At 59.6% G+C, this 25,329-nt stretch carries 23 protein-coding genes; 5 read left to right on the forward strand and 18 right to left on the reverse strand.

The window, feature by feature from the left end; translation table 11 throughout:
- Positions 1 to 189 precede the first annotated feature (189 nt).
- The 17 genes from IPM39_29205 to cysK form a co-directional block, all read right to left on the reverse strand.
- Positions 190 to 1,398 (reverse strand): acetyl-CoA C-acetyltransferase, encoded by a 1,209-nt coding sequence (locus IPM39_29205; protein ID MBK8990094.1) that lies wholly within the window; start codon positions 1,396 to 1,398, stop codon positions 190 to 192.
- A gap of 201 nt (positions 1,399 to 1,599) precedes the next feature.
- Positions 1,600 to 2,229, reverse strand: a complete 630-nt coding sequence (locus tag IPM39_29210; protein MBK8990095.1) for an MBL fold metallo-hydrolase — start codon at positions 2,227 to 2,229, stop codon at positions 1,600 to 1,602.
- A 110-nt stretch (positions 2,230 to 2,339) separates the two neighbouring features.
- Complete coding sequence (locus IPM39_29215; protein ID MBK8990096.1) at positions 2,340 to 3,296, reverse strand: NAD(P)-dependent alcohol dehydrogenase; 957 nt, start codon at positions 3,294 to 3,296, stop codon at positions 2,340 to 2,342.
- A gap of 28 nt (positions 3,297 to 3,324) precedes the next feature.
- Positions 3,325 to 3,840, reverse strand: coding sequence for a hypothetical protein (locus tag IPM39_29220; protein ID MBK8990097.1), 516 nt, complete (start codon positions 3,838 to 3,840; stop codon positions 3,325 to 3,327).
- 21 nt (positions 3,841 to 3,861) lie between these two features.
- Positions 3,862 to 4,101 (reverse strand): hypothetical protein, encoded by a 240-nt coding sequence (locus IPM39_29225; protein MBK8990098.1) that lies wholly within the window; start codon positions 4,099 to 4,101, stop codon positions 3,862 to 3,864.
- Between the two features lie 74 nt (positions 4,102 to 4,175).
- A complete protein-coding gene (locus IPM39_29230; protein ID MBK8990099.1) occupies positions 4,176 to 6,848 on the reverse strand; it encodes a hypothetical protein in 2,673 nt (890 codons plus the stop codon).
- A 532-nt stretch (positions 6,849 to 7,380) separates the two neighbouring features.
- Positions 7,381 to 8,637 carry a DUF1501 domain-containing protein gene (locus tag IPM39_29235; GenBank protein ID MBK8990100.1) on the reverse strand — a complete coding sequence of 419 codons (1,257 nt, stop codon included), beginning with the start codon at positions 8,635 to 8,637 and terminating at the stop codon, positions 7,381 to 7,383.
- 21 nt (positions 8,638 to 8,658) lie between these two features.
- Positions 8,659 to 10,146 (reverse strand): DUF1800 domain-containing protein, encoded by a 1,488-nt coding sequence (locus tag IPM39_29240; GenBank protein MBK8990101.1) that lies wholly within the window; start codon positions 10,144 to 10,146, stop codon positions 8,659 to 8,661.
- Positions 10,136 to 10,663, reverse strand: a complete 528-nt coding sequence (locus IPM39_29245) for a hypothetical protein (GenBank protein MBK8990102.1) — start codon at positions 10,661 to 10,663, stop codon at positions 10,136 to 10,138. The genes IPM39_29240 and IPM39_29245 overlap by 11 nt, the downstream gene beginning before the upstream one ends.
- Positions 10,664 to 10,781: 118 nt before the next feature.
- Complete coding sequence (locus IPM39_29250) at positions 10,782 to 11,297, reverse strand: hypothetical protein (protein MBK8990103.1); 516 nt, start codon at positions 11,295 to 11,297, stop codon at positions 10,782 to 10,784.
- Between the two features lie 6 nt (positions 11,298 to 11,303).
- Positions 11,304 to 11,903, reverse strand: a complete 600-nt coding sequence (locus IPM39_29255) for a hypothetical protein (protein MBK8990104.1) — start codon at positions 11,901 to 11,903, stop codon at positions 11,304 to 11,306.
- Between the two features lies 1 nt (position 11,904).
- Entirely contained in the window at positions 11,905 to 12,462 is a 558-nt protein-coding gene (locus IPM39_29260) for a sigma-70 family RNA polymerase sigma factor (GenBank protein MBK8990105.1), read from the reverse strand.
- Positions 12,398 to 12,976: a hypothetical protein gene (locus tag IPM39_29265; protein MBK8990106.1), complete on the reverse strand. Its 579-nt coding sequence runs from the start codon at positions 12,974 to 12,976 to the stop codon at positions 12,398 to 12,400. Before IPM39_29265 ends, IPM39_29260 begins: the two co-directional genes overlap by 65 nt.
- Before the next feature lie 75 nt (positions 12,977 to 13,051).
- Positions 13,052 to 13,291 (reverse strand): hypothetical protein, encoded by a 240-nt coding sequence (locus IPM39_29270; protein ID MBK8990107.1) that lies wholly within the window; start codon positions 13,289 to 13,291, stop codon positions 13,052 to 13,054.
- A gap of 138 nt (positions 13,292 to 13,429) precedes the next feature.
- The gene (locus IPM39_29275) at positions 13,430 to 14,467 is read right to left on the reverse strand and encodes an SIS domain-containing protein (GenBank protein ID MBK8990108.1); all 1,038 of its coding nucleotides are present in this window, start codon (positions 14,465 to 14,467) and stop codon (positions 13,430 to 13,432) included.
- Positions 14,468 to 14,596: 129 nt separating this feature from the next.
- The gene (gene cysE / locus IPM39_29280) at positions 14,597 to 15,304 is read right to left on the reverse strand and encodes a serine O-acetyltransferase (GenBank protein ID MBK8990109.1); all 708 of its coding nucleotides are present in this window, start codon (positions 15,302 to 15,304) and stop codon (positions 14,597 to 14,599) included.
- Between the two features lie 59 nt (positions 15,305 to 15,363).
- Positions 15,364 to 16,299 carry a cysteine synthase A gene (gene cysK / locus IPM39_29285; GenBank protein ID MBK8990110.1) on the reverse strand — a complete coding sequence of 312 codons (936 nt, stop codon included), beginning with the start codon at positions 16,297 to 16,299 and terminating at the stop codon, positions 15,364 to 15,366.
- Positions 16,300 to 16,607: 308 nt separating this feature from the next.
- Here cysK and IPM39_29290 point away from each other — a divergent pair, with 308 nt between their 5' ends.
- Positions 16,608 to 17,294 (forward strand): RNA polymerase sigma factor, encoded by a 687-nt coding sequence (locus IPM39_29290; protein MBK8990111.1) that lies wholly within the window; start codon positions 16,608 to 16,610, stop codon positions 17,292 to 17,294.
- Between the two features lie 72 nt (positions 17,295 to 17,366).
- Positions 17,367 to 18,098, forward strand: coding sequence for a hypothetical protein (locus IPM39_29295; protein ID MBK8990112.1), 732 nt, complete (start codon positions 17,367 to 17,369; stop codon positions 18,096 to 18,098).
- Between the two features lie 128 nt (positions 18,099 to 18,226).
- Here the strand turns inward: IPM39_29295 and IPM39_29300 are convergent, their stop codons facing one another.
- Positions 18,227 to 20,641 (reverse strand): CHAT domain-containing protein, encoded by a 2,415-nt coding sequence (locus IPM39_29300; protein ID MBK8990113.1) that lies wholly within the window; start codon positions 20,639 to 20,641, stop codon positions 18,227 to 18,229.
- Positions 20,642 to 20,839: 198 nt separating this feature from the next.
- On the opposite strand from IPM39_29300, the gene IPM39_29305 reads away from it, so the two are divergent.
- The 3 genes from IPM39_29305 to IPM39_29315 form a co-directional block, all read left to right on the forward strand.
- Positions 20,840 to 23,116 (forward strand): hypothetical protein, encoded by a 2,277-nt coding sequence (locus IPM39_29305; GenBank protein MBK8990114.1) that lies wholly within the window; start codon positions 20,840 to 20,842, stop codon positions 23,114 to 23,116.
- Between the two features lie 1,172 nt (positions 23,117 to 24,288).
- Positions 24,289 to 24,675 carry a hypothetical protein gene (locus IPM39_29310; GenBank protein MBK8990115.1) on the forward strand — a complete coding sequence of 129 codons (387 nt, stop codon included), beginning with the start codon at positions 24,289 to 24,291 and terminating at the stop codon, positions 24,673 to 24,675.
- Positions 24,609 to 25,329 (forward strand): SIS domain-containing protein (locus IPM39_29315; GenBank protein MBK8990116.1); only part of this gene is annotated, 721 nt, incomplete at its 3' end. The genes IPM39_29310 and IPM39_29315, both read left to right, overlap by 67 nt.

The following is a 25,329-nucleotide window of genomic DNA, read 5'->3' on the forward strand; positions in this document are numbered from 1 at the left end:
TCCAAAGAAAACCAGAATGAGCAGAACGGATTATTATCTCGACCAATTCGCCCGCCTCAGCGTCAACAAAAACCGCAAAACGTGGACGGCCGTTTTCCCCCCTCTCCAGTTACCAACCTCTTTACACAGAAAAATTTGGGGTGGTGGGAAAAACGGCCGTTCAGTTACCAACTTCTTTACATCGCTACACTACACCCGCTCAATAATCGTCGCAATCCCCATGCCGCCGCCGACGCAGAGGGTGATCAGCGCCGTCGTCAGGTCCCGGCGCTCCAATTCATCCAACACCGTGCCCAACAGCATCGCCCCGGTCGCCCCCAACGGATGGCCCAGCGCAATGGCCCCGCCATTCACATTCACGGATTCGCTGCTTTCAATGCCCATGTCGCGCATAAAACGCAGCACCACGGCCGCAAACGCCTCGTTCACTTCAAATAAATCAATGTCCTTCACCGCCATGCCCGCCTGCTTTAACGCTTTTTTTGCCGCCGGGCCTGGCCCAACCAGCATGATCGTCGGTTCCGTGCCCACCAGGGCGGCGGCGCGGATTTTGGCGCGGGCTTTCAGGCCCAGCGCTTTGCCGCTCTTTTTGCGCCCCACCAGCACCAACGCCGCTCCATCCACAATGCCGGAGGAGTTGCCGGCCGTGTGGACGTGGCGGATGTGTTCGACTTCCGGGTAGCGCTGCATGGCAACAGCGTCGAAGCCCATCTCGCCCATCATCTGGAAGGCGGGGCTGAGTTTGCCCAACGATGCCAGCGTCGTGCCAGGGCGGATGAATTCGTCTTCGGCCAGGATGGGCAGGCCGTTCATGTCTTTAACCGGCACAATGGATTTGGCAAAATGGCCCTGGGCGCGGGCCTGGGCGGCGCGCTGCTGCGATTGCACGGCGAATTGGTCCACGTCTTCCCGGCTGAAGCCTTCGATGGTGGCGATAAGGTCGGCGCTGATGCCCTGGGGGATGAAGTGAGTCTTGCTGTTCACTTTGGGGTCGGCCACCCACGCGCCGCCATCGGACCCCATAGGCACGCGGGACATGGATTCCACGCCGCCGGCGACGACCAGTTTTTCCCAACCGGAGCGCACTTTCATGGCCGCCAGGTTCACCGCCTCCAGCCCGGAAGCGCAAAAGCGATTGAGCTGCACGCCAGGCACATCTACGTGCCAATCGGCGTAGATGGTCGCCGTGCGGGCAATGTCCGCCCCCTGATCGCCGATGGGTGTGACGCAGCCCAAAACCACGTCGTCTATGTGGGCGGTGTCCAGGTCGTGGCGCTGCTCCATCTCTTTCATCAGGCCGGCAACCAGGTCAATGGGCGTCACCTCATACAGGCTGCCGCTGCTTTTGCCCTTGCCCCTGGGGGTGCGGATGGCGTCAAAAATATAGGCGTTTGGCATGTGTTTTTCTCCCTTGAAAATGGGAGCGCGGACGTCCCGTCCGCCCCGGCAGGCGAGACGCCTGCGCTCCCACGGTTTTCATTCGTGGTGGTGGGTGCAGCCCACGCATGATGTCTCCCTTGAAAATGGGAGCGCGGACGTCCCGTCCGCTTCTTTAAGATTTGACAACTCTAAACCTTCCGTTACCCCGCCACGTCTCGGTCATTGGAGGAACGGGTTGTTTTGTTTTTCCGCGCCGATGGTGGTGGCGGGGCCGTGACCGGGAAAGACCCGGGTCTCGTCGGGCAGAATGAGCAGTTTTTCGCGGATGGAGCGCAGCAGCAGGCTCAAATCGCCGCCGGGCAAGTCGGTACGGCCGATGCTCTGTTGGAACAGCACATCGCCGACAAAAACAACGCCATGTTCAGGCAGGTAAAAGCTGACATGGCCGGGCGCGTGGCCGGGGGTGAAGAGGACGTGTACGGCCGTTTTCCCAACCCATACAACCTGCCCTTCGCTCAACAGTTCATCCGGCGGCGGCAGGGCGGGGAAGCGGATGTTCCACAGCGCGCCGCTCATGGTGGCGTGCTGCAGCATATCAATCGCTTCGGGGTGGATGTAGATGGGCGCCGGTTTTTCGGCTTGCAGTTCGGCCAGCCCGGCGACGTGGTCGAAGTGGCTGTGGGTAAGCAGGATGTGGCTGAGATTGTAACCGCGCTCGTCCAGGGTGGCGGCGATGGCCCGGCCGTTCCAGGAGGGGTCAATGACGGCCGTATCCAGCGTTTCTTCACATACCAGCACATAACAGTTGGTTTGCAGCGGACCTAAAGGCAGTTGCAGAATCTCGATCATGATGCCATCTACTCCATGCGTTTGTCACTATCTTACATGGGATGACCATACTCTGCACGTGATTTGGGGGAATGTCCAGGGCATACGCGCTCGATCCGCGCGCCTCATCTTCATTCCGCTACCGTGATGACCACTTTGCTGCGGGCGTGTTCTTTTTCCAGATAGCGGAATGCCTCGGGCGCCTCGCGCAGCGGGTAGGTTCGTTCAATGACCGGTCGGACCTGCCCGGTTTCGATCCATTCCTTTAATTGCGTCAAGTCGTTGCCATCTGGCACAGTCAGGTACATGCTCCCCAATTGGCGCAGGAACGGTGAGAGCAAAAACGCCTTGAACACGTAGCCCATGCCGCCGTGACCGCTGTTGGGAACGAGCCGCCCCTCTGGGGTGAGGACGCGCATCATATCTGAAAACGAATGGCTGGCGACATTGTCCAGGATCAGGTCGTAGCGACGGCCGTTTTGTGTGAAGTCCTTCTGGGTGTAATCCACAACGTCGTCCGCGCCGAGGGAGCGCACCATGTCCACATTCCGCGTGCTGCATACGCCAGTCACTTCGGCGCCGAGCGCTTTAGCGATTTGCACGGCAAACGTGCCCACCCCGCCTGAAGCCCCGTTGATCAACACCTTCTGCCCCGGCTGCAACTGGCCGACATCGCGCAAGCCTTTCAGGGCGGTAATCGCACCGGTTGGAATGGCAGCGGCTTGCTCGAAGGCGAGGTTGACAGGCTTGAGCGCCAGTTTATCTTCCGCCACGCTCGCATATTCGGCCAGCGCGCCATTGCAAGAGGCATACACCGCGTCGCCGGGGCGGAACTGCGTTACGCTGGACCCAACCGCCTCAACTACCCCAGCCATATCCATGCCCAGCACATGGTTTTTGGGTTTGGGAAACCCGGTTGTCAAACGGACCAGCCACGGGCTGCCGCGCATGGTGAACACATCCCCGGCATTAATGGAAGCAGCTTTGACGCGAACCAATACCTGGTTATCTTTCATCGCCGGCTGGGCAACCTCAGCCAGTTTGAGAACATCGGGTGAACCGTAGTCGTTTTGAACAATCGCTTTCATGCGTTTTCTCCTATTCGTATTCGTTTTATCAGGCTTCGACAGTGCGCCATTTCCAGGCAATCCAAATGATGAGCAGCAGGCAGAGGGTCTCGACCGTGGCGATGAAAATGTAGTGGGGATATGACGCTGCGCCGCCCCAGATATAGGCAATGGTGACGAGGCTCACAACGATATTGGCCCAGCGATTGATTCCGTACTTCAACACGCGGGATAGGATGATCATGGCAATGCCGAGTTGCCCCATGATCGCGCCGATCAACATCAATTGGGGAATGGATGCGCCAGTGCTGACTGAGGTTCTCGCCACTTCTTCTGCCACGCCGGGGATGTTCAGTGAAAGGATGTCCGCTTTCAACATGTTGATCATGACAACGACCCACAGGGTCGAGAGCAGAACTTTTGTGTCGATCTTTTTAGTAAGATTTACGCTTGTATTCATTTTTCTCCCTTGAAAATGGGAGCGCGGACGTCCCGTCCGCCCTGGCAGGCGAGACGCCTGCGCTCCCACGGTTTTCATTCGTGGTGGTGGGTGCAGCCCACGCATGATGTCTCCATTTTTTGAATGTTAGTGATGCGTTTCAGTGAATTTGACTTGAATAACCGAGACCAGGGGCATTCCCAGATCACGCACTTTTTTTAGCAAACCATGCAAAGCCGCCTGATCAACCACTGGACCGGTTAGAATCGTGTCGCCATTCTCTTCCAGCGTGATGGTCAGACCGTCGAACCAGTCCATCCATTGCGGCAGCAGGTGGCCTTCGACCCGGATTTGGTAGCCAGTGGGGTGTGTTTCCGTTGGTTTCATGAACGCAAATATACCGGCAAGGTGGTATTGTCCGGTAGCAACTTAAGTATTGTTTTGGAGTATTGTTTGGGGAATTACAGCAGACCCAACTCGCGGGCGCGAGCAGCGGCCTCGGTGCGGTTCTGTACCTGGAATTTGTCAAAAATCCGCAGGTTGTGTCCCTTGACCGTGCTGAGCGCCAGGTATAACCGCTGGCTGATTTCGGTATTGGAAAGTCCCTGGGCGACGAGGCGCAGGATTTCGAGTTCGCGGGGGGTCAGGGCATCAGGCAGCAGAGATGGGGGAGTAGTGGTTTGGGAATCCGCCGGCGAGCCAAACGCTGCCAGGAGTTTGTCGGCGTAGGCGAGCAGCGGATGGGGCTGTCTGTCAATCGTCAAGCGAAAATCCGAAATCAGCAATCGCATGGCTTCGCCTTCGTCCACAAACGTTCGCCGATAACCTTCTGGTTTCGCCAGGGTCAAGGCGCGTTCGAGCGCGGCGAGAGCCTGCAGGGCGTGACCCTGCGCCTGATGGGCCAGCGCCTCGGTAAGCAGGATTTCCAGCACGCTGCCCAGCCGCTTTTGCGCTTCCGCCAGGATTCGCAGGCGTTCCAGCAGGTCGTCCACCGCGGCAAAAGAACCTTCCGCCAGCCGCACCCGCGCCAGGGTGAGCAGGTCAAACTCTGCGAGGTAACTGACCTCGTCGGTGGTCGAATTTCCTCGCTCCTGTGCCCACTCCTGCGCTTTGTCCAGCCGCCCCTGTTTGAGATAGATTCGCGCTTTGAGAGCTTCGACCGGCCGGGTGATGGGAACCGGATTTTTGACGTAGTTCCGTTTGGCTTCGTCGAGTAGTTCGAGCGCTGCGCCCCATTCCCCGGCTGATTCTTTGAACCGGGCCTGGGCCAGTTTCCAGCGATGGAGCCAGTCCACCAGGGTGGTGTGCTTGCCGAGGTCGGCGGCGGTTTGCAAATGCACGGCCGTGGATTCGGAATCGCCCAACTCGTGATAAATCAGCGCCAGTCCCAGGTGATGATGAGCGGTAATCTGCTGCGCTTCCGCGCCATGTTCGGCGGCAAGTTGTAAAGCCTGCTGGTAGGCGCGAATGGCTTCGTGCAGACGTCCCAACGCAACCAGCAAGTCAGCTTCGGCAAAGGCGCTGGCAATCACAAAGACCGGGTTGCCCACTTTGTGCATATCCGCCATCCAGGCGCGGATGGCATAGAGGGAGGAATCCAAGTCGCCGCTTGCCCAGTGGGTGAATTCCAATGTGATCACGGCTTGGGCGCGGTGATAAATGTTGTCCTCGGGAATGAGTTGCAGCGCCCGTTCAGCGTATTTGACGGTATCGGTCAAATTTCCCTGTACCTGGGCGTTGTAAGCGCGGGTCAAGGCAATGTTCCCCGGCAGGCTGGCGAACCCGGACTGGTTGGGCGCTTCGGCCAGGGCGCGCTCGGCATTTTGCAGGTGAATTTCGCTCGTTTTGGGATCCCCGGCGTCTGAATACGCCCGGCCGGCCTGGAAGCACAACTCTGGCCTTGAGCGGACGACCACTTCGGGCAATTGGTTCACCCAGACGAGCCAGGCAGCAGATTGGAAAGACTCTTCCGCGCCCGGCCAGGCGACTTCGGCCAGGCGCGCTGCCCGCTCGAAATCTGCGGCGGACAAGGCGTGATGAAATGCTTCGAATAGGTCGCCGTTGGTTTCGTGCCACTGACTGGCGCGGCGGTGATACTCGGAGAGCGCCGGGGGAGCGCCGAGACGCTGGCGCAATAAATCGCCGAACAAGTGGTGATAGCGATACCAACGCCGTTCGTTATCCAAAGGGACAATGAACAGGTTCGCCCGTTCGAGATATTCCAGGGTCTCTTGCCCGGCTGCAGGAGAGTCGAGCAGAACAGCATCACAAAGGAGACCGCACATGCTGTCGAGGATGGAAGTGCGCAACAAAAAATTCTGAATACTTTCGGGCTGCTGCTGCAAAACTTCTTCGACCAGATAGTCGAGTACGAAGTGGTGGCTGCCAGTGAAAGATTTGATGAACCTGGCGGTATCTGAGCGCCCCTGCATGGAGAGGGCGGCTAATTGCAGGCCGGCGATCCAACCTTCGGTGCGGGTTTCCAGGGCGGCGATGTCTTCCGCGGAGAGGTTTAGGCCCATCATCTGGTTGAGAAATTCAGCGGCCTCGGCGGGGGTGAAACGCAAGTCGGCGGCGCGTAACTCAGTCAGTTGGCCGCGGGCGCGCAGCCGGGACAGGGGCAGAGGTGGGTCTTCGCGGGTGGCGATGACCAGGTGCATCTGCGGCGGTTGGTGTTCAATGAGAAAGGTCAGGGCATGGTCAACCATTCTGGAGTCAATGACGTGGTAGTCATCAAGGATGAGGATGAAATTGTCCGAGATGGCGGTAATTTCATTGAGCAAGGCTATCAGAATCGTTTCGGTTGGCGGTGGTTGTGGCGATTGGAGTGCCGCCAACACGCTGGCGCCAATCTTTGGCGCAATTGTCTGTAATGCCGCAACGAGGTAGGCCAGAAAGCGTGTGGGATCGCTGTCGGCTGCATCAAATGACAGCCAGGCGACTGGCCTCCCACAACGGGCAAGCCATTCGCCGACCAGGGTGGTCTTGCCAAAACCGGCGGAGGCAGAGATGAGCGTCAGTTTGCCACCTATCGCCAAACCCGCGTTCAGCCGATTGCTCAGGCGCGGGCGCGGGACAACACCGGGCCGGGGTGGGGGGATATACAGTTTGGTGGCTAAAATCGGAGTGGACATAGGTTACTTAAGCAGCACATTCCCAAAAATTAAAGGGCGGCCAAACCAGACGAAGTAAAGCTCCACGCGGCGCGGAGGTTGCGGAGTTGTCGCATAATCCTGAGCTGAACGAAGCCGCACTCGGCCGGAACCTTTCTATTTGGAATTGAAGTCCGGGGACACCCGATAACGGCTACCTTTCACCCCCATGACAAAGGTCATTGTAGCAGGTCGAACTAGAAAAGAGCAAAAATCACCGCCAAAACGGCATTCCCCCCACCACCCCCCCCAAAAAAACCGCCTCAAACCCCCGGTGGTGATCTTTCGTACAACACCCAAAAGGTAGCCTATCGGCCACTGTCAGCCCGGCCATCGCCTCCTAAAATCGCCGGGTATAAAGATGATTGGACTGACGGTATTCAGACACCCGGCCACATCAAACAGGTCATATTAGGGGCGTTAGATTCTGTTAGTTGGAGGTAAAAAACTGGCCTGCTTTCGGGACATGCCGAAAGTATACCTGGCTGTGTTGCAAGCGTCAGATTCGGGGGCGTCAGGAGACAAAACCGTGGTGGGTTGGCTGGTAATGCGGGAACACTTGGTCCACGGCCGTATTGCCCAACCGTATCTGTATGACCTCCGCCAACACATCCCGATAATCTGTCGTTACCATCAGGTCGCCCGGCCCGAACAACGAACCCCCTTCCAGGCCTGGCCAGTCACCCAATACCTGCCCGCCGGCCACATGCCCACCCAGCAGCATCATCATCCCCCCGTGTCCATGGTCGGTGCCCAGGCTGGCATTTTCAAATACCCTTCGCCCGAATTCCGACATCACCACCACGCTGATGTGCCCCATGTAATCCAGCAAATCGGCGTGAAAAGCGGCTAATCCCTGCCCCAGATCGGCCAGCAAACCGGCCATCAGCCCGTTGCTGCCGCCCTGCCCAAAATGCGTATCCCAACCGCCCAGGTCCACGGCAGCCACCTCTAGCCCCGCGTCTGCCTTAATCAGCATGGCAATCTGACGCAGGCTGTAGCCAAAATCGCTTTCCGGGTAGAGTCCACCACCTTGAGGCAGATACCTGGCCGGGTCTAGTTTTTCCAGCGTGTTGATAGCCGCCAGCGTCTCGCGCCCCATCACGCCCAGTTCGTCTTTTTGCCAGTACAGGTCGCGCAGCACGGCCGTCATCTGCCGCGCCCGCTGTGCATCCCCGCTCAGGTGAAACGCAACAATTGAATGCATGGCTGTCGCCGGAACAGCGCCGTAGAGGCTGCGCGGCAGCGTTTCTCCCAGGCCGATAGCGCGTATGGGGCTGTTGTTGCCGGTGTTGTGGCTGGCCAAATGGCGGTTGATCCACCCAGAGGCGGGACCACGTTCATCGGCCACGCCCCGTTCCATCAGCGCCATAGCTTTGAAATGGCTGCGCGACTCGTCCGGCGCGCCGCAGGCGTGGACGATGGCCAAATGGCCCGTTTGCCAGGCGTTCAGCAACGGCCGTAACGCCGGATGCAGGCCAAAAAAGCCATCCAGGTCAATGACCCGTTCGCGGCTGTTCACACTGCTGTGGTCGGGGCGGGCAATCGCCAGTGTGGGGCGGGCACGGTAGTAGGCCTCCTCACCGTGTGGCGCCACCATATTGAGCGCGTCGGCCGCGCCGCGCAAAAACAGCACCAACAGCACGTCGCCGCGGGCGTTGGTTTGGGGCGGCGCAAAGGCTAAACGGGGCATCCAGGCCGGCCACACGGCCGTTACCCCTGTCGCCATTCCTGCCAAAAAATCACGTCGTGTCAGGTGTGAAACAGTCATGAGTTGTCCTTTAGTTCCCTCTCATCGCCACTGAAAGGCGGGCGAAGCCAACAGCCCAGCCAGAAAAACAGGTGCGGCCTGAGCCAAATCTGCCGCTTGCGTCGGAGTCAGCGCCGCCAATAACGCTTGGCTGTCGGCCGGGGTCAATGCGCCGCCCAACAGCAGGCGGCTCAACTGCGCCAACAACGCCGCCGGCTGCTCCAATTCGGCCAGCAGCGACGGGGCAAACTGCCACCGGGTTCCGCGATAGCCGTTGTCAGCCAAACGGGTAGCAAAGCGCCAGCGCGGCAGCAGATTGCGCAGCCAGGCAGCGGCTATGTCGGGCGGGCCATCCGGGGTAGGCCACGCATAATCGGCCTGTCCCATGGCCGCCAGTTCTGTTTGCAGCGGTTCACCGCCATCCGTTTCCAGCGGCAGTTGGCGCAGGGCGCTGCTGACGAAATCTACCGGTCGCTTAAATTTGGGCGGCGGGGGACCGGGCCAAACGGCCAGGCCATCCAACAGCACTACCCGCAGCATGGCGCGAATATCGCCGCCGGTGCGGCTGAAGGCCACGGCCGTTTTCTCTACCAGTTCCGGCGCATCCCGCTCCGGCGCGTCACTGATAAAGCGGCGCACCAGCTTTGTGGCCAGGTAACGGCCGGTTTGGGGATGGGTCGCCAGGGTTTGCAGCGCTGCTGTGCCAGACGCCTGGCCGGGCGCGGCCACCGTCTGCCCCAACCACTGCCTGGCGGTCGGATCATGCTGAGTCTCGTCGAAGGTAAACTCGCCCCACCAGCCGTGCGTCTTCATTGACCAGCCGGTCAACATTCGCGCCAGTTCCAGCACATCTTGCTGGCTGTAGCCACCGTCCACCCCCAGGGTATGCAGTTCCATCACCTCGCGGGCGTAATTTTCATTGGGCCACGCTTTGACGTTGGCCTGGTTGTCCAGGTAGGTGAGCATGGCCGGGGAGGTGGCTGAAGCGTGCAGCAGGTCGGCGAAATTGCCCAGGGCATGGGGGCGGATAACCTGCCGGTCATCTACCGGCTTCAGCGCCCACACTTCCCCTTTGGTGATGGCGATGTTGAAGTGGTCGGTCCAGAAATGGACCATCATTTCGTGAAGCTGGCGATGGCTGTAGATACGACGTAGAAAGGTGGCCTGCTGAAACGGCCGCTGCACCTCTTCCGGGTCCCACAGCCGCAGGTAATCGGCGTCCTGGGCGATGAGGTCGTAGGGTCGCAGCCGTATTTCCACGGCGCGGTCATCTATTGCCTCGTAAGCCAACTGCTCTTCCAGCCAACCGGCAAACCCCATCTCGGCAACGGCCGTGCGTTCTGCCAGAGTAGGGCCAAAGGTCACACGCCGCAGTAGCGGATAGGCTGGTTCGTGGGTCCAATCGGGCCACTGCGCCAGCGTAATCGGCCCACCAGCCAACCGGGTGTAAATAGGCGCGCAGCCGCTGAGGGCCGCGCCACCTGCGGCCAGTCCAGCCATTTGCAGGAATTGGCGCCGGTTAAGCGGCATCGCCGGCCCCCGTTGGCTGCACGACGATACGCGCTTCAGCGGCCGGGCGCGATATGAGGGCGTGCACGGCCGCCCCCAGGCTGAGGACCAGACAAAGGGGGATGAACAGAAACCAGCCGATGATGGGAAAAGCGGCAGCCAATTCCAGGGCCACCACGGCGCGCAAGAAGCCGCCCGCCGCCGACAGCCCGGGGTTGGAACGCTGCCGCAGTTGTTGGGCCATCCAGTGCGTCAGCCCGGCTGCGCCCACGGCAGCAACAGCCAGGCTGAAAATGACAAGGGCGACGGCCGTAAAGTTGCCGCCCGGCAGCGGCAGGTTGACCAGCACCAAAACCGCAGCAGTCAGGAGGAACACCAACAGCAGCCCCCAAAAGAAGGTCCGGCCGGGGGTGTGGGTCAGCTGCGTTTCAGCGCGGCTGACAGGGCCGGGGAAGAGCAGCCACCAGGTGAAGATAAGGCCGGGGAAAGCAATCCCCAACGCAAGTAAGGTACCAAAAACGGCATAAACGTCAGACATGGTATGACCTCCGCAAAAAGATTGTCTGTTGGTTGGTTAGCCAACCACGGGATGAACTGCTTTTACAGAGGGATACCAGGGACGGGCAGGAAAAGTTGCAGCAGTTTCGCCGGGTCTATCAGGTGGGGCTGTTGGCCTCGTCTGCGGGCAGCATACGTCCTTGTTGTACCCGGCCGATGGCCACCATCACGCACGCGCCCAGAGCGGCGGTGAAAAACAGGGGTAGCAGCAGAAACCAACCCACAAAGGGGGCCAGCAGCGCCAACAGCAACAACAAGGCGGCGTAAGCGTGGCGGGTAACCGGCGGCTTGTCGGGCCAGAGACGCTGCCCCAGCAGCAGCGCCAGACCGGCCAGCCCCAACAGCCCGGCGGCTGCCAGCACCCCAAGAAATATAAGGGCAGGCAGGGCAAAAAATTGGGCTGCGTTTTCCGCCAGGGCCAACAGGGTCAGAGTGATGACGCTGAGAAAAAAAAGGTTGACCAGGCCAACGATGAATGAGCGACCGGGCGACTGTTCTAAGGCAACGTGTGTTTGTGCGGCGAAGCGGGGAAAGAGGCCAATGAGGGTGACGAGAACGGCCGTGCCCGTGACCAATACCAGGAGGGCTGCGAAAAATAGTCGAAATAGTTCCATAGCTTTTTAACCTTTTTTGTAACCGTTGACCGGCGCTGAATGCCAGATGGCGCGCACGCTGACAAACCAAAGAATGGCCGCCACCAGCGCCAGCGGCAGCAGCCAGGAAAGAGACAACCACGCCTGATCCAGCCCTTGCCAGGCGGTTGCCCAGCGCGCCGACCATAATTCAGGCGTCCAGGCGGTGGCAGCCCATGTCGGCCATCTCTGGCTGAACGCCATCCAGGTGGTGGATGGGGCGCTTAGCCAGCCGGGCAGGGCAGGGCGCAGGGCCGACCAGGTAGCCAATAGGGGCCAGGCCAACAGCATGACCAGCAGAGCGACGACCGCTTGCCCGGCCACCAGTGAACGCCAGGCGCGGGCCGGCAGAGAGACGGGGGCATCCAACCGGGCCAGCACTCCGGCGGTCAGGTCGTGGCTGAGTCGTGGTTCGGGCAAGGCGCTTAGTTCAGCGTCCAGGGTACGCCAGCGGAACAGAACAGCCGCCAACGCCGGTTCTTGCGTCAGCCGGGCCGTTAAGGCGGCGTGCTGGTCAGGAGGCAGATCGCCATCCAGGTAAGCGAGCAGCAGCAGTTCATCGGCGGGGGTCACTGTTTTTTCATCCATATCATCCATCTTCATCAGGCAGCCGTTCCAGCAGCAGCCTGCGGGCGCGCAGCAGGTGGCTTTTCACAGTGTTGATCGGCAGGTTAAGCTGGTCGGCAATTTCATTGTAGCTTAACTCCTGAAAGTGGCGCAGTTCTACGACAAGCCGGTAATGGGCTGGCAGGGCATGGATGGCCTGCCAAAGCTGCTGCTGCCGCTCCCGAATGATTTGTCGCTGTTCCGGTTCACGCCAGACGGTGTTGCCGACGCCCGGCCAATCTTGTTCCTCCCACAAGGGGGATGGGTCAGATGGTCGTTGCCTGAGCCAATCATAACAAACATGGGTGGCGATTTGCCGTACCCAGGGGCCAAACGGCCGTTGGGGGTCGTAATTTGCCAGAAACCGAAAGGCGCGTACAAAGGTTTCCTGGGCAGCATCTTCCGCGTCCTGCCGCTGACCTAGCAGCCGGTAACAGACAGCAAAGACAGATTGCTGATACCGGCCAATGAGTGCGCTATACGCTTGGTGGCTGCCGCCCAGGGCCTGGGCCAGCAGTTCGGGTTCGTCGGGCAGATTCATACCTGGAAAGGATACCGGATTTAGCGGCAATTTGTTGCAGGATTTGGCGGGTTATCAGGTTTTTGCCAATGGGCCATAGGCATGGCCGGGCGGCATCAGCCGCGGAGCAGCCAGGAGCGCCGCCGCCGACAGCGCCAACAGCAGCAAAACGCCGCATACGGCCGTCTGCGCCCCGTTTTCTTCTGCCGGAGAGCACAGCCAGGCCCACCAGGGCAAAGGCAAAACCGACCAGGAACAGCAAGATAAACGGAGCCAAAACCAAGTGATACGCCTGGCGCTTGTCACGCGAGAAGTAAAACGACGCTCTATCTTCCAGCGACAGGCTGGTTATCTCCTTTTCCTGGCCGAATGGCTGGTGGCCTACGGTCACGTTAAAGATATATTCCAGCACAATGATCTCTTGCCACAAGACAATGGTCATCAAAGCAAAGCTGGTCAGCAGCCCCGGCAAAGCCGGACGCAAGAGGTAGCGCCGCTCAATTTGCCCGTTAGATAGCCCCTTCTCCCGGGTCATCTCCACGTAATCCTCACTAGAATAGACCAGAAAATAACCCCGCAGCCACCAGGCGTTCCTCTGGCGGCGTATCGCTCAGCCAGCCGCTGTCTGCCATGCCATCAACGTGTTTTCAATGCGCCCTTCGATGATTTCATCTACATACCCGCCCAAATTACCCACAATGATGATGATGTAGACGACAGCAGCCACAGTCAGCAATGACATGATGCCGCGACCAGCAATGTATTGCGCCAGGTTACGCCAGCCAGAACGCGCCGGTGCAGGATTGGAAGTGTCAAAGCTTGCGGATGGGGAACGGCCGTATTCAGACATGGCCTCAATTGTCCATGGGGAGCCACGAGAGAGCCACGAGAGAGTCACTCACCAGCCACCGAAGAGCCGCCAGCTGTTGGAAGTTTCTACTCGATCACTGAACAGCGGAACCAGCTTCGGGGAAGCTTCAAATAGCCGTCAGGTGGTGCGCGTTACCTTGTTCAGGCCACGCGGCGCTTCTGTGTTGTATCCCATGGCATCTGTCAGGTGGTAGCAAAACAACTGCGCCGCAATAATGCTGATCAGTGGCGAGAGCCATTCGGGTAAATCATCGGGCAGGGGGATGGGGGAGTGGGCCAGGGCCAACGCCGGGGGATCGTTGCTGATGACCAGCAGTTCGGCCTGCCGCTCCTGGGCCAGTTTTTGCAGCAGCGCCTGCATATCCGGCAGCACCGCGCCCGCGGGCGCAACGGCCATCACCGGAAAGCCCCGCTCCACAATAGCGATGGGGCCATGCTGAAAGTCGGCCGAAGAGTATGGCTCGGCGACGACGTAGGTTAGCTCTTTGAGCTTTAGCGACCACTCGAAAGCGGTGGCGTAGTTGTAACCCCGACCCAGCACCACGCAGTGCTGCATATAGCGATAGCGCTGGGCCATTTCACCGATGGCTTTGTCCTGCGACAATACGGCCGTTGCCCACTCTGGCAGCCGGGCGATGGCCTGCCACAGGGCCGGCTCTTCCGCCCAGGCAGCCGAAAGCATGGCAATCGCCAGCAGTTGGCTGGTGTAGGTTTTGGTGGCGGCGACGGCCGTTTCCCGCCCGGCGTGAATGTTGATGACAAAATCGGCCGTTTGCGCCAGCGGCGAATCCGGCTCGTTGGTAATGGCTAACGTGGGCTGCCCTTGCCGTTTGCCTTCGGTCAGCACGTTCACGATGTCCGGCGACTGCCCCGACTGCGAAATGCCGATGACCAACGCACCGCGCAGACGGGGCGGCTGGTGGTACAGGCCAAACAGCGATGGCGCGGCCAGTGTGACCGGCAGGCCGTTGACCGCGCCCCAAAGATAATTCGCGTAGCGAGCAGCATTGTCGGAGGTTCCACGAGCCGCAATAAAGGCATGGTAAAACGAATCCGACGGCACAGCGCGGGCGATGGCCCGCACCGTCTCCAGGTTCTGATTGAAACTGCGGGTTAAGACGGCCGTTTGTTCATGAATTTCTTTGTGTAGAGACATAGGTGTACAATCATCAAAACGATACAGCGTTTGCCAGCTTCATCCTGGGCATACGTCGTTGTCTGGTAGATAGGCGTCAGAACGGCCCTGGGTGGGGGAATTGAACGACGCGATGAGCCATTTGCCTGTTTAGATAGAGAAATCATCCCAATGCCAGAAGCCATGATCGGGGGCGTGTATCTCTGGGCTGTAGACAGCGTCGCCATTTAGCCGTTTTTCGAGCGCTTCGACGTGGGCGATCAAGGTGGTTAATGTTTCGCCTATAGTGTCGGGCAAACGGCCGTGTTCCAGGTCTGCCTTCTCATCTTTTGCATGGGCAACATGTTCCCGCACCACAATCTGACCAGGGACGCCCACCACAACTGAATCGGATGGCGTAGACTTTACCACCACCGCGTTGGCCCCAATGCGGCTGTTTGCGCCGATGGTGATCGCCCCCAGTACTTTAGCCCCGGCGCCAATCACCACATGATCTTCAATGGTCGGGTGGCGTTTGGTTTTTTGCAGGCTGGTGCCGCCCAGCGTCACCCCATGATACAGCGTCACCTGATCGCCAATCTCCGCCGTCTCGCCAATCACCACACCCATGCCATGGTCAATAAAAAAATTACGTCCAATGGTGGCGCCCGGATGGATTTCAATACCTGTGGCAAAGCGTGTGAATTGTGATATCCAACGCGCCAACAGCTTAAATTTGCCCAACCAAAGCCAATGGGATAAACGATGCGACCAGATGGCATATAGGCCAGGGTAACAAAACAGAACTTCCACAGCGTTTCGGGCCGCAGGGTCCCGATCTAGGACCGATTGAATATCTTCACGCAAGGTTTTTAACATCGTACTTTCATGGTTAGACCTGACAGGTTTCCGCAAACCTGTCAGGTCTTGCTAAAGCCTTAGTCTGCCAGGCCGCTGAACAGGGCGGTGGATAGATAGCGTTCGCCAAACGAGGGAATGATCACCACGATGAGTTTACCCGCGTTTTCTGGGCGATGGGCTACCTGAATGGCCGCCCAGGTGGCCGCGCCGGAAGAGATGCCTGCTAAGAGACCTTCTTCACGGGCCAGGCGACGCGCAGTCTCGAAGGCGTCGTCATTCTTGACGCGAATCACCTCATCGTAAACTGCCGTGTTGAGGATGTCGGGGATAAAGCCCGCGCCAATGCCCTGAATGGGATGCGGTCCTTTAACGCCCCCGGAAAGCACCGGCGAAGCGTCTGGCTCGACGGCGATGGCCTGAAACGATGGTTTGCGCGCTTTAATCACTTCGCCAATCCCGGTAATGGTTCCGCCTGTGCCTATGCCTGAGACGAGAAAGTCAACCTGCCCGTCTGTGTCGCGCCAGATTTCCTCGGCGGTTGTCTGGCGATGGATTTCGGGATTGGCCGGGTTCTTGAACTGCTGCGGCAGGAAATATTTCCCAGGATCCGACGCGGCAATCTCTTCAGCTTTGCGGATAGCGCCACCCATGCCGTCTGGTCCGGGCGTGAGGATCAGTTCTGCCCCATAAGCGCGTAACAAAATGCGGCGCTCTTTGCTCATTGTTTCGGGCATGGTCAGGATGAGTTTGTACCCCCGCGCGGCGGCGACAAAAGCCAGGGCGATGCCTGTATTGCCACTGGTTGGCTCAATGATAACGGTGTCCTTGTTAATCAGACCGGCCTTTTCGGCGGCGTCTATCATGGCCAGGCCAATTCGATCTTTGACTGAATGAGCCGGGTTGTAGAACTCTAATTTGGCAACCACTTCGGCGACGGCGCCGTCGGTGACGCGATTCAGGCGAACCAATGGCGTATTGCCAACCAATTCGGTGACGTTGTTTGCAATTTTCACGAGACTTCTCCTTATATATACGGGTGTTTTCCCCGATGGAAATGAATTAGGAAACGGCCGTTTCCCGGCCTTCAACTGCTGTCAGCAATGCCAACGACAGACCAAATCTGTCTACCTACAAGACTCGTGATTCGGCGGGTTAAACCCGCCCGGTACAGATGCAATTCTGCATGATTCCATGACCTTCCTAATCATCAATCTGTGTTTGATCCTCTGCCGCGACGACCTGGCACCCTATCAAGTATATTACCCGATCCACAGCTCTTCAACACGCACTTAATATCCGGTCGGCGTGCGGTTCAAAACCAGTGAGCGCATCTTCTGCTGCCTGTTTTGCCCTGGCAGCCAAACCTCTCTACAATAGCCGCATGACTGACTCGCCGTCCCACTATCAGACCCTCGACAACAGCGCCCTATACGCCGCTTGCGGCAGCAATAATCCAGATGAACAGACTGCCGCTTACCGCGAGCTGTGGCGTTACCTTTACCAGGTGGCCGCCTACATGACCCGCAGCCAGCCTGATGGCGACGCCCTGGCCCAAGATTGCGCGCAGCGGGCGCTGCTCCGGGTTCATGAACAGTATATCAGCTGCCAAGAGCCGCTGGCGTTTCGCGCCTGGGCGCGCCGCATTGTTAGCAATCTGGTGATTGACGAGCTGCGACGGCAAAAACGCTGGCAGCTATTGCCTGAACCCGAGCAGGCCGCAGAGCTGACAGAAACGCGGCAGCCTGGCCCGGAAACGGCCGTCCTCCTCTCGTTAACGGCCGTTTCCCTACGCCACCTCCTTCAACAAGCCCCCATCAGCGACCGCTCCCGCCGGCTGGTCGTCGGCCGTTATCTGGACGATTTGCCAGACGAAATACTGGCCGACACAGAAAGCGAGTTAAGCAGCAGCCCGGTGCTGCCCAGCCATGTCCAGGTGACACGCGCCAAAAACATTGCCAAACTGCGCCAATGGCCGCTGCTGATGTCCTTTTTGCAAGAAACCGCCTGACGTTTTGCAGGGAAAGGTTGCCCGGCCATTAACCGTCTTTATTAATAAGAAGAAGTGTGGAGGTAGGAAGTTGTGATCACGAATACCCCTGACGAAGCCACCGCCCGCGTGATGGCTTTCATCTCTGTTATCAGGCACGCGCCCGACGATGCCGATTGCGCCCTGTGCCTGGATCAGCTTGATGGCTACGTACAGGCCCAGTTAGCCGCTGCCGATTATCGGGCGCAGTTTGCCTGGACGGCGCAGCACCTGGATGGCTGTGTGTCTTGCGCTGAAGCCTATGCGCTGCACTATGAGGCAGCTCTGGCGGAGGCGCACGGCCGTTTGCCCCAACCCGACCATCTACCCCAACCTGACCTGGCCTTTTTGCACGCGGCGGTGGATTGGTTGGCCGTCTTGCAGGCGGCGCTGCGCATAACCCCAGCCCGCTTCACCTTGCAGCTCAACGAAACGCTCAATCGCCTGCTGCCCCCAACACCAACGCCAGCCCTCACGCGGTCAGCCGCCGACGGCCGTTACCAGCCCAAACTCCTGGAACTAAACCAGGACCAGGCGCATGTCGCCGGTTTGCCGTTCACGCTGGCCGTTTACGCCGACCGGCAGCAGCCCGACCGCTGCCTGGTAGAAATAACCGTGCAGCCGCCCGGCCAAAGCTGGCCCGACCTGGGCGGCTATCTTGTCACGCTCACGGCCGCCGAGCAATCAGTTACCACTAAGACCGACGACTGGGGAACGGCCGTTTTCCCTGACGTGCCCCTGGCTCAACTGGAACAGGTACGGCTGGACGTAGCCATCGGCCGGTAACCCACCTGGTTTGCCTTGACGAGACAGTGTTCAGCATTCAGTGTTCAGTATGAAGTTTTGAATCCGCGTTTTCTTAGAGGTAACGACGATTGAACACTGGTCACTGAATACTGATTACGGGTACTCCGTCAGACCGCAGAACTGCCCACCAGGAGGAAACCCGCCCAATATTCCGGCGCGGCGTAAGGCGTGGCCCCGCCGGGCAGCCGCGCCCAATCCGGCGGCGCTTCGATGGCTGATTGGGCGAGAACGGCCGCGGCTTCGCTGGCGGTCAGCTGCTGCAGCCAGCTTTGCGCCTGGTGCAAAATCGCTCCCAAATCGGCCGCCGACTGTACCCAGTGGTAGAAACGACCCATCAACAAAAAGGTAGCCAGATCATCCACCGGCCACTGCGTTACCAGCACAGCCCGCGCCCCGGCCGACAGAAAAGCGCGCACCAACCCCATCGGCTCGTCGCCGCGCAAAATATGGCTGACCCCCGTCTCACAAGCAGACAGCGTGACCAGCTCCGCTTGCAGCGCCCAATCTGCCAGCACATCCCGCGCCGTCAACCGTTCGCCATCGCCTGTCTCCAGATAGCTCGCCAGAGGATCGGCGTCGTCAAACCAGCCGTGGCAGGCGATATGCAGCCAGCGACAGTGGGCCGCCGCCTGGCGCAGCCGCCCTTTTTTGGCTTCGGACCCAGTCCATGCCTGCCCACCCAGCAGCCGGGCTACCTGCTGCACTTCCGCCTCGGTGTAACGCAGCGAACGGCCGTCGCCCACTTCACTGTTATACCCAACTGCCAGGCAGCCAACGCCCGCCATCAGGCGCCGCTGCTGCGCGGCAAAAATGGTCCCGCTGGGGGCGTAGCTGATGGTCGGCCCGCCCGGTTCGTGCAGCAGCGCCGTGAAGGGTACGCGGTGTAATGGCCCATGTGGGATAACAACCAACCGCGCCGCGCCAGCCGCAAGCAGCGGCCGGCTGGTCGGCAAAAGGGTCTGGCGCAGGCGCTGGATAACGGCCGTTTGCCAGAATCGCTGCGCCGTCTGCCCACGCGGCGACTGTGTCGCAAACAGGTTAGGGTCCAAGGGGCACTCGTGGGCAGTCAGGCGCTCATTGGTCAACACAAAGAGCAGCGTACACGCTGGCAGCAGCAGGTGTTCGCGCAAGGGATTGTCGGGCGGGATGGCCCGCAGCAGGGGTACGTCTTGTTCTAACACGCCGGTGGTGAAGTAACACAGCAGCATCGTGCCCGGCGCCAGCGCCGCCTGAATTTCGGCGGCGCTGGCTGCACCACCTTCTGGTGGGCCACCATCAGGCGGTGCCGCCAGCCCCTCGGCAAAAGCCCGTGCCCGCACCCGTTCCGCCCAGGCAAAGGCGTCTTCCACCCGCCCCAGCGTCAGATTGTGCAGCACCAGCATCTCATAAACCTGCTGCCAGCGACCGAGCAAGCTGATCTTCAAGCTCTCATCACGCAAAGGGGCGCGAGCTGCCTGAATGGCCGCCGCCGCTTGCTCGAAGTAATGCAGCGCCGTTTCATCTTCGCCACGCTGACGCAAAACGCAGCCCAGGTGGTAGGCCGCGTGGGGCACAATTTCGCGCCGCTCAATTTCCTGGGCCAGAGCCAACGCCTGCCGAAAATGCGCTTCGGCTGCTGCCAGGTCGTCTTCAGACTGGTAAGCCAGCCCCAGGCTGAGCAGGTGGTCCACGTGATACGTGCGACTGACCAGCAGACGGAGCGCTGTTTGCAGCGCCACTTTTGCCGCCGCCAGATCACCTTTGAAGAGCAGCACTTCGCCCCGGTTGGCCTGGCCCACGCCCACGTCCTCCGCGGCGCCGACGGCCTGGCTTTGGGCCACGTAAGCGTCGAAGCAGGCCAGAGCCGCATCCCAATGGCCCAGGTCGCGCTGCACCAGACCCAACTCGCTTTGCACTTTGCGCAGCCAGACGGCCGAACCGGCGCTGCGAAAGAACTGTTCAGCCTGGCGCAGGTGGGCATCGGCATCGTGGTAACGACGCAGGCCGTAGCTGATAATACCCAGGTTCAGGTGGACGATGCCCTGATAATGGGGGTCGCCCAACTGCTGCCAGAGGGTCAGACTGGCGCGGTAGCCGCTCATCGCTTCTTCCAGGCGGCCAGTGAGGCGGCTGATGACGGCACGGCCGTTCAACGCACGCGCGCGCAGAGCGATGGGCAGGTCGGGGGCGGCCAGTAAGTCGTCGAAGGCGTCTCGCGCCGCTTCATAGAAGTCCTGGCGAAAGGCGGCGACTGCCTGAAAATAACGGCGGGTGTGGCGGGCTGCGGCCGTTGTCAGCGGCAGGTCGGCCATTTGCGTCGCCAGCCGCAGCAGGGCCGGTGTGTCGCTGGCGTAGTAGAGATTGCCCAATCGCTCGAACACGGCCGTCCACGCTGCTTCCGCGGCCGGATTGCCGGCGGCGATTTGCCCGGTCAGGTAGGCGATGGCCTCCTCGTGGCTGCGGCGATACTGCGCCGGGTCGCTGTCGTCGAGTGAAGGCAAAAGCTGGTCAGGTGACAGGGGGAAGCGGCTGTTTTGCGCCATGCCGCCAGATTATAACACACGAACGCGCCCCACCCACGCCGCTGCGCCGCGCTGAAACAGATGATGGGAACGGCCGTTTTGCGCATTCCGCCTGCCTCGTGTTATCCTGTTACTATGAAAATTTTGTACATGACGAGCAACTACTACAGCTTGCGGCAGATTGCACATATCTTCTGACAGTCTGAGGAACTCCCAGCCATGAAAACTCATTCCATCTTTCTGACCATCAGCTTTGCCTGCTTCATCTTTCTGTTCAGCGCGGCGCTCTTTGCCGCCGCGCCGGGCAGCCAGGCACGGCCGTATGCCGTGCAATTCAAAGACCAGGATGGCGGCCTGATCACCGACCAGGTGCGGGTATTGTGTTTTAGCGGGGCAGCGGCCGTCTCGCCCTTCGCCGATCTGGTCATCGCCGTGACTGCTGGCCTGCCAGATGACCCCCTGCCGGCCGCTTGCAGCCACCTGGCCGCCCTGCGCCTGCGCCACAGCCAGCCCGCCGGAAAACGCGCCGGTTTTGCCTACCAGGTTTACGCCACAAGCTGGCAGCCCGGCGAAACACAGCCGGCGCCGGCCACAGGCGACGTGGTGTTGAGCGATTTACGGCCGTTAACCCTTTTCCACCTCGTCGCCAGCCTGGGCTGGACACCCGCGCCCAATTCGGTCGTGACCAGCGCCGCCGATATATCTGCCGCCGCGCGGGAATTGTCGGCGGTGTTGTATGATTGGACCGAAGGGCAAATGGCGATTGGCCCGGTCAGCGTTTATACCGGTGGCGACCATTGGGCGGAAGCGGATTTGCGCTTCACGCCGGCCAACGACCAACGGCCGTCCGCCTTCGTTGGTGGTATTGTGTCCGATACCCTGGTTTACAGCGGCCACCTGACCAATACCACTTACACCCCGGCGGCCACTTATTACGGCCGTTTATGGGATGGCCGCGATGCGTTTGTCGAGGGCAGCGGTCGTTGGACCGAACCCGCCGCCTATCGCACCATCGCCCACGAATGGGCGCACTATGCCCTCTTCCTCTACGACGAATACCAAAACAGCGCCGGTCTCTCCGGTTACTGCATCTGCAATGACCTGGCGGCCAGCGGCTGCCGCACCACCGTGCCCGACGCTTCGGCCATGGCTTACCATTATCAGACGGCCGAATTCTGGCACAAAGACACCCACCTCACCGTCGCCAGCTTTTGTTACGATACCTGGCAGTTTCACGTTCACGGCCAGCCCGATTGGGACACGCTTGGCCGCTGGCACATCATTCAAGGGCTGCCGCTCTCCTTTGCCCCGCTGAACCTGCCGGTTCCGCAGCTCACTGCCGGGCCAGAGTTGGGGCTGGCGGCCCATTTATTTGGTCGTGAAGCAGGCTATCGGCATTTTTTGCCGCTGGTGGCGGGTGGGGTAACGGCCGTTGCCCCACCCGCCGAACCGCTCGTCAACCTGCTGCTGGACAGCCCGGCCACGTCATCCATCAGCCTGCCTTCGCAGGTTTACCTGCTCAAAGGCAATCCGGCCCAGCCGCAGCGTATTTTGCCCCAGGGGCGGGCCACCGGCAGCCCTTCCGGCAGCGCCATCGGCCAGATTCGTCTGCTGGACGTGGCGCCTGGCGACGCAGTACGCGCTTATGTGGATTGGCCGGACGCCGGGCAGCGCTATACGGTCTATGCCAACGAGAATCCAGGCAGCGACATCGTCGTCCAGGCCAACGCCTGGGCCTACACGCTGGAACACCGCTTCACGCTGGCAGATAATCGTGTTACCGGCCTGACCCTGTGGTTGCAAGATGATGACAGCCGGCTGGCTGCGCCGGTGGCCCAGATTTGCAGTCTGGATACGGCCGTTGGCTGCCATCCCGGCTGGCAAACAACGATGGCGCGGCATGGCGGCTGGTGGCAGGCGCAGTTCGCGCCTTTGCCCGGCCAGCGCGAGCTGCCTCGTTACCTGGTGGCGCGCATTGTGGATGGCGAGGATACGGCCGTAGACAAAGAAATTGTGCAATGGCTGCAAGTGGCTGGTGGTGTTGGCCCCACCCACAACGACGGCATGGCCCCGCTGCTGGATGCCCAGGTGATGGTCAACACCGCCACCCCGCTGGCAAACAGCGGTGACTGCAATGTCGTCAGCTACATGCCGGCGGCTAACCGGGCGGCGTTGGTCGCGCCCCTGCCCACTGGCATTGGCGGCCTGATCGGCATTCCTCTGGACATCAGTATCACGCTTTTTGCCAATCAGTGCCCGCTGTTTGTGCCCGGTCAGCGCATCTCGCTGCCTGTCCCGGTGCTGCTAAACATGGGTTACAGCCAGGACGAAGTGGACCGTCTGGGTCTAAATGAACCGATGCAGCTAGAGATTCTACGCTACGTCCCGCAGTCTGGCTGGGTGATCTGGCAGAAAGTCAGCCTGAACAGCGACCTGAACTGGCTCACAACCACCACATTTAACGATGGCATTTACGCCATTGGCTGGCGGTCTTAGGGTTCGTTTGCAATTAACTTTGGAGTTTCCAGATTGGACCAATCTCCAAGATTGGTCCAATCTCACCAGGTTAAAAACATATGAACCCTTAGCAGTCTGTCGGAGAAAGAAAAATAGGACACAGATGAACACAGATGGACACAGATTTTGACCTAAAATTGAGTAAAATCTGTGTCCCATTTGCAATCCAGCCGTAGGGGCGGGACAGGCGGCGCAACGTCTTTGCCAATCACCAACGCCTCGCCTCCCGCCTGTCTCGCCCTCTTTGGGTCCTATTGGGCGAGACGGCGCGAAAAAAGTCGTCCGCTGCGGCTGTTCCCCGTCCGCGCCACACCATGACCAATTGAGAACTGCTGCATCTAAAACACGCCCTTTGACAAAAAACGGTGGGTGCGTTAGTATGCCTGAAAGGTAATTTCATTACCCTATTGACAGGAGATAAACGGTTGGCTGTTTGTGATTGAGGGCGGCAGCTTTTGTCTCCGGGGCAAGGTAGCGCATGGGCCAGGTTATTGCTAAATCTGGTTGACGAGGTGAAGGTTCCCGGCCGCGAGGTTGGGTTAACCGGTGGAATGTCGTAAACCGTTATCTGTTACCCGTAAACCGTTATCCGTTGACGGAATACGGAACACGGGCATGGTTCATTCCAGGCGATATGTGCTTTACAAATTTGGCAAGAAAGCGCGTCATGCTGAGAGCCTGTGCTGAGGGAAGCCGAAGCATCCCCGAAGCATCCTCCTCTTAGCGGGGCGGGATGCTTCGCTCCGAAGACTTCGCTCCAGCAGGACAATGCCGCGTAAATTTGTAAAGATGATATTTTGCTCAATGAACCATGCCGGAACACGGAATGCGGAACACAGGACACCGGGAAAATCGAAAGATCAGCGGATGCCTTCCAGGGTGGGCCACATCCTGACTTTTTGCCCCTTCAAAGTATGGTGATGCGTGAAAACGGCCGTGGCAACCGGCCGAACAAAACGTATGACCAGTGGCCTGAGCGGCGGCTTTACGGCCGTTAGCTCATTATTTATCGAAGGGGCGTCCCCCAAGCAAAATACAATTGAGGGCCGCCCGTACTGGTATTCAGTATTCAGTATCCGGTATTCGGTGTTCAGTTACAGAACACTGATTACTGATTCCTGAACACTGATTCCTGAACCTGGAGGTTCATCATGTGCGGTATTGTTGGCTATATTGGTTCGCGGGAAGCTTCGGCCGTGGTTGTTGGCGGCTTGAAGCGGTTGGAGTATCGGGGATACGATTCGGCCGGGGTGGCGGTGTTGGCGCAAAACGGCCAGATCGAGCTGCGGCGTGATGTGGGCAAACTGGCGAATTTGCAGGCGACGCTGCAAACGTCGCCGTTGATGGGGCAGATTGGCATTGGGCATACACGCTGGGCAACACACGGCGCGCCCAGCCAGCGCAACGCCCACCCCCATGTCAGCATGAACGGCCGTGTCGTACTGGTCCACAACGGCATCGTCGAAACTTCTTGCTTCTGCGCCAGGAATTGGAGGCTGAAGGCGTCACCTTCCGGTCGGAAACCGACACAGAAGTGATTGTGCAGATGATTGAGCGGTATGTGGCGGCAGGCGAAGAATTAGAAACGGCCGTGCGCCACACCCTCAACCAGCTCAAAGGGGCCAACGCCGTCGTTGTCATGAGCGTGGACCGGCCAGACACGTTGTTGTGCGCCCGATTAGGCAACGCTGGCGGCATCACTCTGGGCATCGGCCAGGATGAAATGTTCATCGCCTCAGACATCCCGGCGATTTTGGAATACACCCGCCAGGTGGTCTTCCTGGAGAGCCGCCAGATGGCCCGGATCAGCCGGAATTCGTACCAGGTGATGGATTTGAATGGACGGCCGTTCACGCCGCAAATCCACCAGATCGCCTGGGACCCGGTCAGCGCGGCCAAAGGGGAGTTCAAGCACTTCATGCAGAAAGAAATCTACGAGCAGCCCCAGGCGCTGATTGATACGGTGCGTGGGCGGGTAGATTTTGAAAACGGCCGTGTCCATCTGCCGGAAATGAACCTGACGCCAGAACTGGCCCAGCGCATTCAAAAGCTGGTCATCATTGCCTGCGGCACAAGTTACTATTCCGGGCTGGCGGGCAAATTCATGTTCGAGTCTATCGCCCGGCTGCCCACCGAAGTGGCCTATGCCTCGGAGTTTCGTTATTACGACCCGCTGGTGGATGAAAATACGC

This window comes from Candidatus Leptovillus gracilis (assembly GCA_016716065.1).
GTDB lineage: Bacteria > Chloroflexota > Anaerolineae > Promineifilales > Promineifilaceae > Leptovillus > Leptovillus gracilis.